Here is a 15,778-nt window from a genome sequence, read left to right as displayed (position 1 = left end):
GAAGTCAGCGCGCGGGTGCTGGAAGCGGAGCGCCTTCAATGTCAGCATCCAATTTGGCGTCGACGGAGGACAGGTCCGGCATCTTGAGCTTGGCGACACCATCCACAAACACGATGAATGCCAGATACAATGCGCCGAGCGCGAACATCGCGGCCACATAAAGCCATGGAACCAGGAAGGACGCATCCCTGAAAATCGCCAGTTCAAAAATGATCCAGGCGGCCGCGATAGCAATGACGGGAAGTTCGAATGAACCCAGCGTAAAGCCACGGCTTGCCGGAAGCCTGTTTCGTTTCGCGGCGTATATCCAGACCGTCACAGCGTAGATGATGACTGGCAAGATAGTTGCCGCGGAGAAGAGTGCGAACAGCGCATCGGTCTGGTGCGCAAAGATCGCAAGGATGATTTGTCCCACGATCGCAACGAGGATCGTCGCATTGGCCGGCGTGTGAAACGTCGGATGAATGCGATGCCAAAGGCGCCAACCGGGAAACCGCTTGTCGCGCGACATTGCCCAAACCAGGCGCGTAGCGCTCAGGAAGATGATCTGACCGCAGGCGTAGATCGATATAACAACCATGACCAGCAGAAGATTGCCGACGATCGGTCCGAGCACATGGCTGATGACGTCAGCGATGGGGGTGGCGGATGGCTTGAAGGTCGTGGGATCGCCGAGCAGCGCGGTGACGGCGATAAGAAACAGCATCCCCAGTACGCCAACGCTCACTATTGCCTGCCACATTGCGCGCGGCACGACGATCTCGGGCTGATGCGTCTCTTCCGCAAGATTGGCTGCGGATTCGAAGCCAACGATTGTGAAGGCGCCAAGAAGCGTTCCCATTATCCATGGGCCCGCGTTCGTCAGCCCACCAAACGAGAAATAGCCTTCGGCAGGAACAGTCCCGGTGCTGAACAGATCGGCGAAGTTCAGCTCGTTGCGGAAGTACCCTACCGCGAACAACAGGATCACCAAGGCAATCATCCCGAACAATTCGATCGTAACCGCGAACGAGTTGACCCTCTGGGTAAGCTTGGTCGACAAGGCAATCACCACCGCCTGGGCAACGATCAGCAAACCGGTGATGACCCAGGCATTCGCCGCGGTTCCTTCATATCCGAACAACACCGGCAGCACGGTTGATGGAATGGTATCGTCCACCGCGCACAGCACGACGGCGAGAAATGTAAAGCCAAGCCAACCCATCATCCACCCAAATACCGGGTTTGTAAGCCGCGAGGCCCACTGATAAATGTACCCCGTCACCGGAATCCGCGCAGAGAGCGATCCGATGATTAGTGCGACCATCAATTGACCGACGACCACAACAGGCCAAGTCCAGATTCCTATGGGTCCGGAACTGGTCAGCATCGCGCCATATGTGGTGAAAATGCCGGTGGCGATCGAAATGAATCCAAAAGCCATTGCGAACGATTGATACGACGAAACGGTACGCTTCAGGTGATGTGATCGGGCGCCTTCAACTCCGGTGGGCGATCGTCACTATGGTACATTCCCATGGTATTTTCCTCTCCCTACAGTTTGAAAGATCCCTAGGCAAACTCGGTCTTGACGTCGCTCCAGAGACTGACGCGCCGGTCTCGGGTCGAGAAGAATTCGATTTCGCGAGCAATCCCGGCGCTTTCTTTCCAGCCGGGTTCGTCGACCACGATCAACTCGTCCATTGCCTCCAGGAACACTTGGTCGATCGGGGCCCACAGGCTGCCGATGCCGACCTTGTCGAGGTCCGCCAGGTGCTTGTTGATTGGGTGGGACATCGACACTTGGCTGAAGACCACCGACCCCGAACGCGCGATCTGAGCCGCAACGGCGTTGGAAGCCTCGAACCGCTTTTCCACGATTGACTTGTCCGCGTGCCCGTACGGGCACGCGAGAAAGATTTTTCGCATGTCTGGTCCCACTGAATTTTGATCTCGCCAGGACCGTTTGTCGGGTTCCTGGATCGGCAAACAATCGCCCCTCCCGTTCGGCGCTGAGCGAATCTCAGACGCAGAGCCGCAGCGTGACGAACCCTCGCTACCTGTTTGGGCTCTTGTTGCTGCGATACCGATTCAAAACCGTTCTTCTTTCGACCGGCCGATCTCGACGGAAAGCGGCTTTTCACGAGAAAGAGTGCGCCTATCTGATAGACAGAAGTCTGATCGTCGGATCAGTTTCTGCCCCCTTCCACATCAATCCTGTAGTAATTGACCGAACGTACCACACTAACGCCCGTAAGCAATATGAATTTTATATATTTCTGACCGTTCGGTCTTTTTTTGACGTGAATCTGAGACCATTTGCGCAGAGGTGGCATGCGATTGATAGCAACCTCTCCTCAGTGACGTGTTCGACGAGGATCAGGCGGCCGAGACCCATAGGCGCGGACCGGGGGCTGACGCGCTTGCGCGTCCACAAAACTGATTTTTCTAATGTCGCGAGGGTGAGGCTTTCGAGCATCTCGCGACACTCAAACCACTGAAACCATGGAGCCGCGGCGGTGATGGCAAACTGACTTTGGATTGGCATCTCTGGGCGACGGCGACTTTATCGCGCCGTGTTAAAGATCCACCGGCCAGTTCCAGGAACTGCGCTACGCAATTATCATCTCGATGCTCAGATTGCTAAAGGCGGCCGAAAGCTGAGCCGAAAGAGGTCTGTCTGTGACGATTGCGCTGATCTTGGCTAACGGCGCAACCTCGAAGACGGCGCGCTTGTCGAATTTGGAATGATCGGCGAGAACAATCACCTTGTCAGCGCGCGAAATCATCGCCTTGGCGACTTCTGCTTCCTGGAGATCGAAGTCCATCAGCGAGGATGCATCTATCGCGCCGATTGTGATGATTGCGTAGCGCGCCCTGAACTTCGTGATCTGTTCCAAGGCGAGAGGTCCGACACTTTCGCCAGCATCCGCTCCATAAGCGCCCCCGATGAGAAACACGCGGTGACTTGGGTTCGTCGAAACCGTGGCGGCAATCCTTGGTGAATTGGTTATGATGACAAGCGATTGAAGCTTCGCCAGTTCTTCCGCCATCGCAACCGTGGTGCTGCCAGTGTCGATAAAGATGGCGTCGTCAGGCTTGAACAAGCGCGCAGCGGCGACCGCAATCTTCTTCTTCGCCTCGGAGTTCTGCGCCATGCGAACCGGGAAGGGACCTTCCTTCTCGAAGGGCTCGCTCGCCACGGCCGATGCTCTGGCGCCCCCGTGAAATTTCCTCAATTGTCCACTGGCATCTAACTTGGACAAATCCCGCCTGATCGTTTCTCTCGAAACCTGCAGCTTCTCTGCAAGCTCTTCGACCGTCATCTCACCGGCATGGTTGAGCAAAGAGGTGATCTCGTCGTGTCGCTCTGAAGGTCGCACTGATACCCCTCTCAATCTAACGTGGACCGAACCGGCAAGGCTGAACAATCGAGGTCGCAGTTCGCAACGCGCGGTTGCCAGAAGAATCATCAAGTCAGTACGGTAGTTCGGTCATATGGTCAACCTTTCCCCCATTGTTCGGAGCTTGTTTCGCGGCTGTCGCTTCACGCCAAGCTATTGTTAAACAGCTATTTTTTCGCCATGGAAAAGCCGGTACATTTCTCTTGCCCGCTCTATGCCGAAAGGCCTGTCCGTTGCCCGTTCGGTCATACGGTCTGAATCGCGAGCTTTCTAACGCGTTGGCAGGACAGCACCTGTTACGGCTTCTTCTAAGCTTGCTAGTCCAAGGTCTCGCTTGGGATGTCTTCGACGCTCTGATTCCAATCGGAGGCCCAATCGCGCACTCGCGGTTTCGGCAGCATAGAAGGAATCGTTATCGCCGGAAGCAAGGCACAAGCAGGGGAGCGATGTTCCCATGTTGTCAGATCCGGGCGTTCCAGCTTAACTGCCACATAGCGACGGTGCGCAGGATGCAGCCCGGAACCACGCGAGGATCATGCTTAAGACCCAGCGAGTGCATTCAGGGTCTAAATCTCACCGGCCTAGCCACGAATTCTTGAGGCCAGCGCCCTGATCTCATCCCGGCGAGCGTAAATGATCAAGGCGTTAAGGAACCCAAGCGAAAATGCCGGCATCGGGCTCGAATGCAAAACGAACAGGTTCATGGCGGCTGCACAGAGCATGGCGAAACCAAGCCAAAGCGCGCCAAGGGCAGCCAGGCCCGGAAAGGCCAAGGCAATGGCCCCGACGATCTCAATCACTGCGGTGACCGGCCGAAACCATTGAGTCGATCCATCTGTGAGTTTGGCCACACCGGAAATAAAGAAGATGGCAGCGACGGCTCCCTGCAGTGCCAGGAGCTCCAGTCGCCGGCAAGCGTTGCCAATCTCCGTTTGTGTATCATTGATACGCCGGCTCCCTCCGCGCGACTTAGGCCGTCCAAACGGTAATGACTTGCGATGTTCGAGCGATGTTCCACTCATTGCTCCGCTCCGCTCCGCTCTTCTCCCCTTCGTCGGTTAGCGATAGTCAAGGTTAGATCGGGTCTCCATGTCGCGTTAGACGATTTATCCAGATACTATCGATCGTCCACGCTTATGGATGACGTCGCGACGCGCCGAGGTGAGAAGATCCCGCCTGAGTTGGCAATCGGCGCAGAGCGCCTCAGGGACGACAACAGCGGCATTGCTGTCGGCGGATAGCGACACAAGACATCGTCATGCCGCTTGCTTCAATCTGGGTTCTTTGGTCGGCCCGTACGTGATCGTGTCGGCCACATTCCTGCACGCCTGAACTCAGTGCGTCCGCGTGTTCGATCCGACAGTCACCCGCTGGCTAGGAGTTCAATCAAGAGACCTGATAAGGCAGTATTCCTCGCCGTTGGTGATCGACGGTCAACCGGCTCTTCAGTGGAGGCACTGCCCGTTGAAGACAGTTCGCGCGCTCGCAGATGCGGCACGATATGCCAATCGGATCGAACGCCGCACGGTTGGTGAGGTCGAGACCGTCGCCGTAGACGAAGTCCTGCGCATAGGTGATCTCGCAGCCCAGGGCGATTGCGTATCGTCGTTGCGGCGCATTGAAACCACCGCTGCCCTTTGAAATTTCTGTTGCAATGCTCAAATAGCGGGCGCCATCGGGCGTCTCGGCAAGTTGGCGGATAATGCGGCCCGGCGTCTCAAACGCCTGATGCACGTTCCACAGCGGGCATGCTGCCCCAAAGCGGGCGAACTGAAGTTTCGCCGCGCTGTGACGCTTGGTAATGTTCCCCGCGCGATCGATACGGGCGAAGAACACAGGCACTCCCTTCTGGCCCGGTCGCTGCAAGGTAGAGAGACGATGGGCGACCTGTTCAATGCTGGCGCCGAAATGCGTTCCCATCAATTCAAGATCGTGACGGAGCGCGTTCGCCGCCGTCAGAAAATGCTGGTAGGGAAGCATCAGCGCTCCGGCGAAGTAATTGCGCAAACCTATCTTGCAAATCTCACCAGATTCTTGCGTGCGGAAGTTCGCCCGCTGGACAATCGCATCGATCTCCCGGACCAGTTCCAAGGCGGCGACCTGGAACGCCATCTGAAAAGTTCGTGTCGACGCCGGCGAATAAGGATTGAGGAAGAGTGCGCGGGAGGTGCCGTCATATCGGCGCAGCACATCCTCATCGGGTTCCGCGCGCAGTATGCGAACACCATGCCGGCTCTCCAGATGGTTCGCTAGGACAAGCCCGGCATCGCGGTCGGGAATGCCAAGGCTCGTCGCCAGGTTTTCGGCCGCCTGATCGAGGTCCGGAATGTAGTTGTCGACGAAGTGGAAGAAGTCGCGAACCTCTTCATATGGCGTCGGATCGCTGAACGTGTTGGTCCGCACCATGTGATCGTCAAAGCTCGCCAGTTGCTCGCTGTTTCGTCGGTACGCCTGATGGCTGGCGATCAACGCGTGGGCAAAGCCGGGAGCATTTTGCGTGACCAGTTTCAGTTCCTGCAGGCTCGGCGAATAGGCATTGAAAACCGGATCTGAAAGAGCCTCGCTGAGTGCGGAGAGCAAACGGTCGCTATCGCTTCCGGACATCGATCCGATATCGATCTTGAAGTTCTCGGCTAGCGATAGGAGCACCGAGGCCGAAACCGGCCGTTGATTGTTTTCTATCTGATTGAGGTAGCTGGTCGAGATGCCAATGCGCTCGGCGAAGGCGGCCTGGGTCGCCTTGCTGCTTTCGCGCAGTTCGCGGACTTTTCTGCCGATAAAGAGTTTTCCCGAGGCCATGTTCGCAATTTCGCAAAATACAGATTGCAACTTTCTATATTACACTGTCCCGCCTGTTCAAGCGTTTTCTCATTCGATTGCGCCGCGTAAAGGCTGATGACGCAGTAGGACGTTTAAGCAGGAGAGCCAAAATGACGATCTACAGTGTCATTGCCGGGCGGTGGGGCACGCGCAACCTTGCCATCGACGGAACCACCATCTTCGCAGCCTCGCTGCTGCTTGCTCTTTCGGCCGGGATTGCGGTGCCGTTCTACCCGGTACCGATCACCATGCAGACTTTCGTCGTCATTGGCCTGGGACTGACGCTCGGACCTGCACGCGGCGTCGCCGCCATTACTCTCTATCTGGCCGAGGGCGCCGCCGGTTTCCCGGTTTTCGCCGGCACACCCGAAAAAGGCATCGGCCTTGCCTATATGATGGGGCCGACGGGAGGGTATCTCCTGGGCTATTTGCCGGCTGTGCTCTTTGCCGGTTGGCTCGCTGTCCGCGGCTGGGATCGCGATCCGCTCTATGCAGTGGCTGCGGCCCTGGTTGCTGGTGCTGTCATTTATGTGCCGGGGCTGCTGTGGCTTGGTGCCGTGCTCGGCTTCGACAAGCCGCTTTTTCAGCTTGGACTATACCCTTTCATCTTCGGCGATATCGTCAAAGCATTGCTGGCGGCTCTCGTCTTTCCCGCCACCTTGAAATGGCTCGGCGCGCAGGGCGGCGGTTGATGCGCGCCATCCTCGAACAATTGGACTCCCGTCGCGCCGAGGCGCGTCTCGGCGGCGGCCAAAAGCGTATCGACGCGCAGCATGGCAAGGGCAAGCTGACGGCGCGCGAACGGCTCGATGTGCTCCTCGACGAAGGTTCCTTCGAGGAATACGACATGTACGTCACCCATCGCGCCGTCGACTTCGGCATGGCTGGCCAAAAGGTAGCCGGTGACGGCGTTGTCACCGGCTGGGGGACGATCAACGGCCGTCTGGTCTATGTCTTCTCCCAGGATTTCACTGTGCTTGGCGGCTCGCTGTCGGAGACCCACGCCCAGAAGATCTGTAAGATCATGGACATGGCGGTGCGCAATGGCGCGCCGGTGATCGGGCTCAACGATTCCGGCGGCGCGCGCATCCAGGAGGGTGTCGCTTCGCTTGCCGGCTATGCCGACGTCTTCAAGCGCAATGTCGATGCGTCCGGTGTCGTGCCGCAGATCTCCGTCATCATGGGTCCCTGCGCCGGTGGCGCGGTGTATTCGCCGGCCATGACCGATTTCATCTTCATGGTCCGTGACTCGTCCTACATGTTCGTCACCGGCCCGGACGTGGTGAAGACTGTTACCAACGAGATTGTTACCGCGGAGGAGCTGGGCGGCGCGCGCACGCACACAACCAGGTCATCTGTCGCCGACGGCGCCTATGACAACGACATCGAGACGCTGGAGCGGGTTCGCGCCCTGTTCGATTTCCTGCCGCTCAACAATCGCGAGAAGCCCCCAGTCCGCCCATTCCACGACGATCCGTCGCGGCTCGAAATGCGGCTCGACACACTGGTTCCAGACAGCGCGGCCAAACCCTACGACATGCGGGAACTGATCCTTGCGATCGCCGACGAGGGCGACTTCTTCGAGATCCAGGAGGCCTTCGCCAGGAACATCCTCACCGGCTTCCTGCGCATCGAAGGGCAGACGGTCGGTGTCGTTGCCAACCAGCCGATGGTGCTGGCAGGCTGCCTCGACATCGACTCCTCGCGCAAGGCGGCGCGTTTCGTCCGCTTCTGCGATGCCTTCTCGATCCCGATCCTGACCCTGGTCGACGTACCCGGTTTCCTGCCCGGCACGGCGCAGGAATATGGCGGCGTTATCAAGCATGGGGCGAAGCTGCTGTTTGCCTACAGCCAGGCCACGGTGCCAATGGTGACCTTGATCACGCGCAAGGCCTATGGCGGGGCTTACGACGTCATGGCCTCCAAGCACATCGGAGCCGATGTGAATTATGCGTGGCCGACCGCGGAGATCGCTGTGATGGGCGCCAAGGGCGCGACAGAAATCCTGTATCGCTCGGAACTTGGCGACGGGGACAAAATCGCCCGGCGTACCAGGGACTACGAGCAGCGTTTCGCCAATCCGTTCGTCGCTGCCGAGCGCGGGTTCATCGACGAAGTGATCATGCCGCATTCCTCGCGCCGCCGCATTGCCCGCGCCTTCGCAGCGCTGCGCGGCAAAAGCGTCGATCCGCGCTGGAGGAAGCACGACACGATGCCGCTGTAGGCCAAAACGATGTGTACCCATGTGTTCTGCGGGCCAACGACTTGCGCCACACCCGGACAACTCGCCGATTTCATCGGCGGGCCAGGTGGGTTGGTCTGACACACGATAACGAAATGGACTGGTGCCTGTGCGTGATCGATGTCCCCGAGACCCTGAACCGCGCCGGGTTGAGATGGAAGCGCGATTGCGACCCCATGAATTTCCGTGTCGAACGATAGGCGCTCCATGTTCAAGAAAATCCTCATAGCCAATCGCGGCGAGATCGCCTGTCGTATCATCAAGACAGCAAAAAGGCTCGGCATCGCCACGGTCGCGATCTATTCTGATGCCGACCGCGAGGCCCTGCATGTGAGGATGGCAGACGAGGCCGTGCATATCGGCCCGTCGCCCTCGAACCAGTCCTATATCGTCATCGCCAAGATCCTTGATGCAGTGAAGCACAGCGGCGCGGATGCCGTGCATCCCGGCTACGGCTTTCTGTCGGAAAACGCCAACTTCGCCGAGGCGTTGAAAGCTGCTGGGGTCGCCTTCATCGGGCCACCGCCGGTGGCCATCGAGGCTATGGGCGACAAGATCACATCCAAGAAGATCGCGGCATCGGCCGGCGTCTCAACGGTTCCTGGCCATATGGGCCTGATAGAGGATGCTGAAGAGGCGGTGAGCATCGCCGGCGAGATCGGCTATCCCGTGATGATCAAGGCCTCGGCCGGCGGCGGCGGCAAGGGCATGCGCATTGCAAGGAACGACGCGGAGGCGCGCGACGGCTTCCAGTCGTCGAGGAACGAGGCGAAATCCTCCTTTGGCGACGACCGCATCTTCATAGAGAAGTTCGTGACCCAGCCGCGGCATATCGAGATCCAGGTGCTCGGCGATCAGCATGGCAACCTCCTCTATCTCGGCGAACGCGAATGTTCGATCCAGCGCCGCAATCAGAAAGTCATCGAGGAGGCCCCCTCGCCATTCCTCGACACGGCCACGCGCAAGGCAATGGGCGAGCAAGCGGTCGCGCTTGCCAGGGCCGTCGGATACTTCTCCGCCGGCACGGTCGAATTCATCGTGGATGCTGAGCGGAAATTCTATTTCCTCGAGATGAACACCCGGCTTCAGGTCGAGCACCCGGTGACCGAACTGATCACAGGCATCGATCTCGTCGAGGAGATGATCCGTGTCGCCGCTGGCGAGCGGCTTCGTCTCAATCAGGACGATGTCAAGTTGAACGGCTGGGCAATCGAAAGCCGGCTCTATGCCGAGGATCCCTATCGCAACTTCCTGCCCTCCATCGGGCGGTTGACACGCTATCGCCCTCCTGTCGAGGGAAGGCGCGAAGACGGCACCGTCATCCGCAATGACACCGGCGTCTTCGAGGGCGGCGAGATCTCGATGTACTACGACCCGATGATCGTCAAGCTCTGCAGCTGGGCGCCCGATCGGCTGGCCGCGATCGAAGCGATGGGGCGCGCCCTCGACGATTTTGAGCTCGAGGGCATCGGCCACAATCTGCCGTTTCTCTCGGCTGTCATGGATCATCCTCGCTTTCGCGAGGGACGGCTGACAACGGCCTTTATCGCCGAGGAATATCCGGATGGGTTTTCCGGTGTCGAACCATCGCCGCAAGATGCGCGCAAGCTTGCGGCGATTGCTGCCTTTATCAATCTGAGGACGCAACAGCGCGATGTGCTGATTTCGGGTGCGCTGGACAATCACCGCCGGGTGGTGGGCAGCGACTGGGGCGTGACGCTTGCCGGCCAACGCTATGCTGTGACGGCCAGGCAGGAGGACGGCAGCATTGTCGTCAGCTTCGCCGACGGTCCACCGGTCGCGATTGCTAGCGACTGGCTGCCGGGCCGCGCCCACGCGCGGTTCACGCTCGGCATCGAGGCGGTCGAAGACGAGATCATTGGGGTAAAGACGTCGTTCGTCGCGGCAGGTATCCGCCTGCGCTGGCGCGGCATGGATGTCGTGGCCCATGTCCACACGCCCCGTGTCGCCGAACTTGCGCGGCTGATGCTGCACAAGCCGCCGCAGGACACGTCCCGGATGCTGCTCTGCCCGATGCCCGGCATCATCACCGCCATTGCGGTCGAGGAGGGGGATACGGTTGAGGCGGGACAGGCTCTCGCCACCGTCGAAGCGATGAAGATGGAGAACGTGCTGCGTGCCGAACGCCGCGCTACGGTGCGTCGCATCGTGGCGAAAGCCGGCGCCAGCCTCGCCGTGGACGAACTCATCATGGAATTCGCGTGAGGGCAAGGCAATGACCGAGCGGATGCGTTACGAGGACTGGCGCAAACTCGCGGAGCGCGAACTGAAGGGCTCGCCGGACGGTCTTGTCTGGCAGACGCCAGAAGGCATCGCGATCAAGCCGCTCTATACAGCCGCGGACCTCGACGGCATCGGGCAACTCGATTCCCTGCCCGGCCTGAAGCCGTTCCTGCGCGGACCGCGCGCCACTATGTATGCCGGCCGGCCGTGGACAATCCGTCAGTATGCCGGCTTCTCGACGGCAGAAGAATCGAACGCCTTCTATCGCAAGGCCCTCGCCGCCGGGCAAAAGGGCCTCTCGGTGGCCTTCGATCTTGCCACGCATCGCGGCTACGATTCAGACCATCCTCGCGTCGAGGGCGATGTCGGCAAGGCCGGCGTAGCCATCGATTCCGTCGAGGACATGAAGATCCTGTTCGACGGCATCCCACTGGAAGAGATGTCGGTTTCCATGACCATGAACGGAGCCGTGATTCCGATCCTGGCCAACTTCATCGTTGCCGGCGAGGAACAGGGCGTTTCGCGCGACCGACTTTCGGGGACCATCCAGAACGACATCCTCAAGGAGTTCATGGTTCGCAACACCTACATCTATCCGCCCGAACCCTCGATGCGGATCATCGCCGACATCATCGAGTACACGGCAAAAGAAATGCCGAAGTTCAACTCCATCTCCATCTCCGGCTATCACATGCAGGAGGCTGGCTCGACGTTGGTGCAGGAACTTGCCTTCACGCTGGCCGATGGGCGAGAATATGTCCGGGCGGCACTGGCCAAGGGGCTGAACGTCGATGATTTCGCCGGCCGGCTCTCGTTCTTTTTCGCCATCGGCATGAACTTCTTCATGGAAGCTGCCAAGCTGCGTGCCGCGCGGCTGCTCTGGTCACGCATCATGGAGGAGTTCAAGCCGAGCAAGCCGTCCTCCCTGATGCTGCGCACCCATTGCCAGACATCGGGCGTGTCGCTGCAGGAGCAAGATCCCTACAACAACATCGTGCGCACCGCCTACGAGGCAATGGCCGCTGCACTTGGCGGCACGCAGTCGCTGCACACCAATTCCTTCGACGAGGCGATCGCACTGCCGACGGAGTTTTCGGCCCGCATCGCGCGCAACACGCAACTCATCCTGCAACATGAGACTGGCGTGACCAAGGTCGTCGACCCGCTCGCCGGTTCCTACTATGTCGAGAGCCTGACCCATGAACTTGCCGAAAAGGCCTGGACACTAATCGACCAGGTCGAGGCCCTGGGCGGTATGACCAAAGCCGTCGCCACCGGCCTGCCCAAACGTATGATCGAGGAGGCTGCGACCCGTCGCCAGACTGCAGTCGACAAGGGCGAGGACGTCATCATCGGCGTCAACAGATACCGGCTCGACGAGGAAGACAGGATCGACAGCCGCGACATCGACAACGCGGCGGTGCGCCGTTCGCAGATCGCCCGTCTTGAACAGACGAAGCGTCAGCGAGATCCCAAGCGCGTTGACGCAGCCCTTGCCGTGCTTGACGAGGTCGCGGCCAGTGGCAAGGGCAACATCCTGAAAGCCGCGGTCGAGGCAGCCAGAGCGCGCGCGACGGTCGGCGAGATTTCCGATGCTCTACGCAGTGCCTTTGGCGACCATTCAGCGATTCCCGAAGTGGTCAGCAAGGTCTATGGCAAGGCTTATGAGCGTGAACCCGAATTCATCACACTGGTTGCGCGCCTGGAGGAAGTCTCGGCCTTGCTTGGCTCAAGGCCGAGGATCATGGTCGCCAAGCTAGGCCAGGATGGGCACGATCGTGGCGCGAAGATAATTGCTTCGGCCTTCGGCGACATCGGCTTCGAGGTGATAACTGGCCCCTTGTTCCAGACCCCGGGTGAGGCGGTCGACTTGGCGATAGCCTCGAAGGTACATGTCGTCGGCGTATCTTCCTTGGCGGCCGGCCACAAGACGCTGTTGCCGCAACTTGTCGAGGTGCTGAAGCAAAAGGACGCGAGCAACATCATCGTAGTGTGCGGCGGCGTCGTGCCGCGCCGAGATCATCAGGTGCTATTTGAGCACGGGGTGTCAGCTATCTTCGGCCCCGGCACCAATGTTATCGACGCCGCACGCGCCGTGCTTGATCTGTTGGAGGGCAGAGGGCGAAACACCGCGTAAGCCGGCGTTTCTGGCAGCCGGACACCTAAGCTACCTGAAGCGAATGTGGCGCGAGTTTGTGTCATCGCAATCAGCAACCATAGCGACTGTTGCCTCGCCGCGAACTCCGGCCCGCCTGGGAAGAGAATTAGCGCCAGTGCAGCGCGCCGAGCGCAAGAGCAGGGTGAACATATCGCGGCGTCACCTGGATCAAACTTGGCCGTCGACGAACTGATCATGGAATTCGAATAGGAGTGCGCAAATGAAGATCCGTGTGCCCGCGAAGCGGGTTGTGAATGCGAACGTCAAGGCTCCCAGGAAGATCGACAAGGATGAGCAGGCGCCGTTGTTCAGGATCGGCTTCGTCGGCGATCTCGTCGTCATCCCGCCCGAACTGCGTGGCGCGCTGGATTATCGCCAGGAACCAGGGGATCGGGGACGGTGAGCACGGCAGGGAGCACCGCCGGCGATCCGCAAATCATCGTCGAACGCGTTGGCGCGATCGGCCGGTTGCGGCTCAACCGGCCCAAGGCACTGAACAGCCTCACGCTCGAGATGGTGCGAGCTATGTATGCGGCTCTGAATGCATTCGGGGATGATCCGTCGATCGCGGCCGTGCTTGTCACGGGAGAGGGGAATCGCGGCCTGTGCGCCGGCGGTGACATTCGCGCGATTCATGAAAGCGGCAGCGCCGGGACCGAACTAGCCGGAACGTTCTGGCGCGAGGAGTTTCTCCTCAACGCCGCCATTAGCCATTTTCCGAAACCCTACATCGCCATTATGGATGGGATCACGATGGGCGGTGGTGTCGGCATTTCTTCCCATGGCAGCCGCCGAGTTGTGACGGAGCGAACGCGGCTGGCGCTCCCGGAAACCGGCATCGGCTATTTCCCCGACGTCGGGGCGACGTGGCTGCTGTCGCGAGGGGCGGGAGAATTGGGGACCTATCTCGGCCTCACGGGAGAATCCATAGGAGCGGCCGATTCGATCGAAGCCAACCTGGCGGACATCTTTGTCTCAAGCAGTGAACTTGAAGATCTCGTGCGCGAATTATCGGCCTTGCCCACAGGCTGTAAGGCCGAAACCGTTGACATTGCGCTGCAGCGGTTCTCCCAGCCGGTTCCGGCTGGGACGTTGACGCCTTATCGTTTGGAGATCGACCGTTTCTTGGCGTTCGACAGTGTTGAAGCAATCGTTTCGGCACTGAAGACCGACGCTAGCGAGTTTGCGCAAAAAACCTGGGCCACCCTGCTCGGTCGATCACCGACCAGCCTCAAACTCACACTTCGCCTGCTAAGGCTCGGTCGCACCAGTTCCAGCCTCGAGGCATGCTTGGAGCGGGAATTCGCGGCCAGCGCGAAAATGCTCTCCACGCATGATTTTTACGAGGGCATACGGGCGGCCATTATCGAAAAGGACCGCAACCCAAAATGGTCGCCGGATAGCCTTGCCGACGTCACCGACGAGATGGTCGAAGCTGCTTTGGAACCACGGTCGCCAACGCTGTTCGGTGCATCCAGGATTTAGGAGGAACACATGGTTGAGACCATCGCATTCATCGGGCTCGGCAATATGGGCGGGCCGATGGCGGCCAATTTGGTAAAGGCGGGTTTTCGTGTCCAAGGCTTCGACCGCGCCGCAGCCTCGCTAGAAGCTGCTGCCAAGACCGGCATCGCGATCTGCAAAACCCTGGCCGAGGCCGTCGCCGGGGCCGGCACCGTGATCACTATGCTGCCGAGCGGCAAGCATGTGCTTTCGGTCTGGACCGAGCTCGCAGGCATTGTCAAAGCCGGTACCCTGTTGATCGACTGTTCCACCATTGATGTCGAAAGCGCGCGCAAGGCACATGGGCTATTTTCTGGCGATAGTTTCCGGTCGCTCGATGCACCCGTCTCGGGCGGAACGGGTGGCGCGGCTGCCGGCACGCTCACCTTCATGGTGGGAGGTACGCAAGGCGCCTTTGAGCGCGGCGAACCTATCCTTCAGAGCATGGGCAAGCGTATCGTCCACTGCGGCGATGCTGGCGCCGGCCAGGCGGCTAAGATCTGCAACAATATGATCCTCGGCATCACCATGGCTGGTGTCGGCGAAGCCTTTGTGCTGGCCGAAAAACTCGGCCTCTCACACCAGGCGCTGTTCGACGTGGCCTCAACCTCATCTGGTCAGTGCTGGTCGATCACCACTTACTGTCCCGTGCCTGGCCCCGTGCCGAACTCGCCTGCCAACAACGACTACAGGCCGGGCTTTGCGACTGCGCTGATGCTCAAGGACTTGAAGCTCGCGCAGGAGGCGGCGCTCGCTGCCGGAGCCTCGACGCCGCTCGGCTCGCAGGCTGCACAGCTCTACGGCTTATTCGACAAACTCGGCCACGGCGGTGAGGACTTTTCCGCTATTATCAAGTTCTTCAGGGAGGCAGAGGGTTAGCTGCGTGCCGGACGGATTGAGATCGACTAGGAACCACCGTCGGTTGGCAGTTGGTCAACTTTTGCATCCACGCACTGTGGGCGAGGGGCTCTGGTGGGTGGACGCTCGAATGTCAGCTCAGAAGCCGCGCCACCATACGAGACGATTGGTCGACGAAAAGCCAATGAGATCAACAGTTCTGGCGCATCCTCGGTGAGGCTTGGCATACGGTAAGGCTCGTTCAGATAGGGGCCGCTAGTGGAAGTAGTCGCGAGAATATTGACCCGAGCGGGAATCGGCGAGAACGGCGCAGAGCAAGCCTAAAGAACGATACCTGTTTGCGGAACGCGTCAGTGCAATCGGAACTCCCGTCGCCGAAATCATTGCGAGCGTAAGCGGCCGCCCTGTCGCCGAAAAGGTCACAGCTAGGCCGGCGACCGGCTTTCTGGATTTCGAAAATGCGAAACGCAGATGCCTGGGCTCCTCAACCGGCCGGCTGATCTGGAGAATTCTGCCAGAAACTACTTCTGGTCAAAGTTTGAGGCCGTGGCCTTAAGAGTCCCGAAGACA

At 59.6% G+C, this 15,778-nt stretch carries 12 protein-coding genes; 7 read left to right on the top strand and 5 right to left on the bottom strand.

The window, feature by feature from the left end; genetic code table 11:
• Positions 1-4: 4 nt before the first annotated feature.
• The 5 genes from B5V02_RS09300 to B5V02_RS09275 all read right to left on the bottom strand — a co-directional run bounded on the left by B5V02_RS09300 (position 5) and on the right by B5V02_RS09275 (position 6,182).
• A complete protein-coding gene (locus B5V02_RS09300) occupies positions 5-1,423 on the bottom strand; it encodes an amino acid permease (RefSeq protein WP_111543937.1) in 1,419 nt (472 codons plus the stop codon).
• 128 nt (positions 1,424-1,551) lie between these two features.
• Positions 1,552-1,908, bottom strand: coding sequence for a DUF1937 family protein (locus tag B5V02_RS09295; protein WP_111543936.1), 357 nt, complete (start codon positions 1,906-1,908; stop codon positions 1,552-1,554).
• A gap of 683 nt (positions 1,909-2,591) precedes the next feature.
• On the bottom strand, positions 2,592-3,362 hold the full coding sequence (locus B5V02_RS09285; protein ID WP_111543934.1) for a DeoR/GlpR family DNA-binding transcription regulator: 771 nt from the start codon (positions 3,360-3,362) through the stop codon (positions 2,592-2,594).
• A gap of 602 nt (positions 3,363-3,964) precedes the next feature.
• Entirely contained in the window at positions 3,965-4,405 is a 441-nt protein-coding gene (locus B5V02_RS40045; protein WP_146606037.1) for a DoxX family protein, read from the bottom strand.
• A 364-nt stretch (positions 4,406-4,769) separates the two neighbouring features.
• Positions 4,770-6,182: a helix-turn-helix domain-containing protein gene (locus tag B5V02_RS09275; protein WP_111543932.1), complete on the bottom strand. Its 1,413-nt coding sequence runs from the start codon at positions 6,180-6,182 to the stop codon at positions 4,770-4,772.
• 131 nt (positions 6,183-6,313) lie between these two features.
• On the opposite strand from B5V02_RS09275, the gene B5V02_RS09270 reads away from it, so the two are divergent.
• The 7 genes from B5V02_RS09270 (at position 6,314) to mmsB (ending at position 15,229) form a co-directional block, all read left to right on the top strand.
• A complete protein-coding gene (locus tag B5V02_RS09270) occupies positions 6,314-6,895 on the top strand; it encodes a biotin transporter BioY (protein ID WP_111543931.1) in 582 nt (193 codons plus the stop codon).
• Positions 6,895-8,427, top strand: a complete 1,533-nt coding sequence (locus B5V02_RS09265; RefSeq protein WP_111543982.1) for an acyl-CoA carboxylase subunit beta — start codon at positions 6,895-6,897, stop codon at positions 8,425-8,427. Before B5V02_RS09270 ends, B5V02_RS09265 begins: the two co-directional genes overlap by 1 nt.
• Before the next feature lie 225 nt (positions 8,428-8,652).
• Positions 8,653-10,671, top strand: coding sequence for an acetyl-CoA carboxylase biotin carboxylase subunit (locus tag B5V02_RS09255; RefSeq protein ID WP_111543930.1), 2,019 nt, complete (start codon positions 8,653-8,655; stop codon positions 10,669-10,671).
• A 10-nt stretch (positions 10,672-10,681) separates the two neighbouring features.
• Positions 10,682-12,826 carry a methylmalonyl-CoA mutase gene (gene scpA / locus B5V02_RS09250; RefSeq protein WP_111543929.1) on the top strand — a complete coding sequence of 715 codons (2,145 nt, stop codon included), beginning with the start codon at positions 10,682-10,684 and terminating at the stop codon, positions 12,824-12,826.
• Between the two features lie 241 nt (positions 12,827-13,067).
• On the top strand, positions 13,068-13,250 hold the full coding sequence (locus B5V02_RS09245; RefSeq protein WP_111543928.1) for a hypothetical protein: 183 nt from the start codon (positions 13,068-13,070) through the stop codon (positions 13,248-13,250).
• Positions 13,247-14,332 carry an enoyl-CoA hydratase/isomerase family protein gene (locus B5V02_RS09240; protein ID WP_111543927.1) on the top strand — a complete coding sequence of 362 codons (1,086 nt, stop codon included), beginning with the start codon at positions 13,247-13,249 and terminating at the stop codon, positions 14,330-14,332. Before B5V02_RS09245 ends, B5V02_RS09240 begins: the two co-directional genes overlap by 4 nt.
• Before the next feature lie 9 nt (positions 14,333-14,341).
• Positions 14,342-15,229, top strand: a complete 888-nt coding sequence (mmsB, locus tag B5V02_RS09235) for a 3-hydroxyisobutyrate dehydrogenase (RefSeq protein ID WP_111543926.1) — start codon at positions 14,342-14,344, stop codon at positions 15,227-15,229.
• Positions 15,230-15,778 lie beyond the last annotated feature (549 nt).

Origin of the sequence: Mesorhizobium kowhaii (genome assembly GCF_003253745.1) — a bacterium.
GTDB lineage: Bacteria > Pseudomonadota > Alphaproteobacteria > Rhizobiales > Rhizobiaceae > Mesorhizobium > Mesorhizobium kowhaii.
This window is presented reverse-complemented; position numbering and strand designations above follow the sequence as displayed.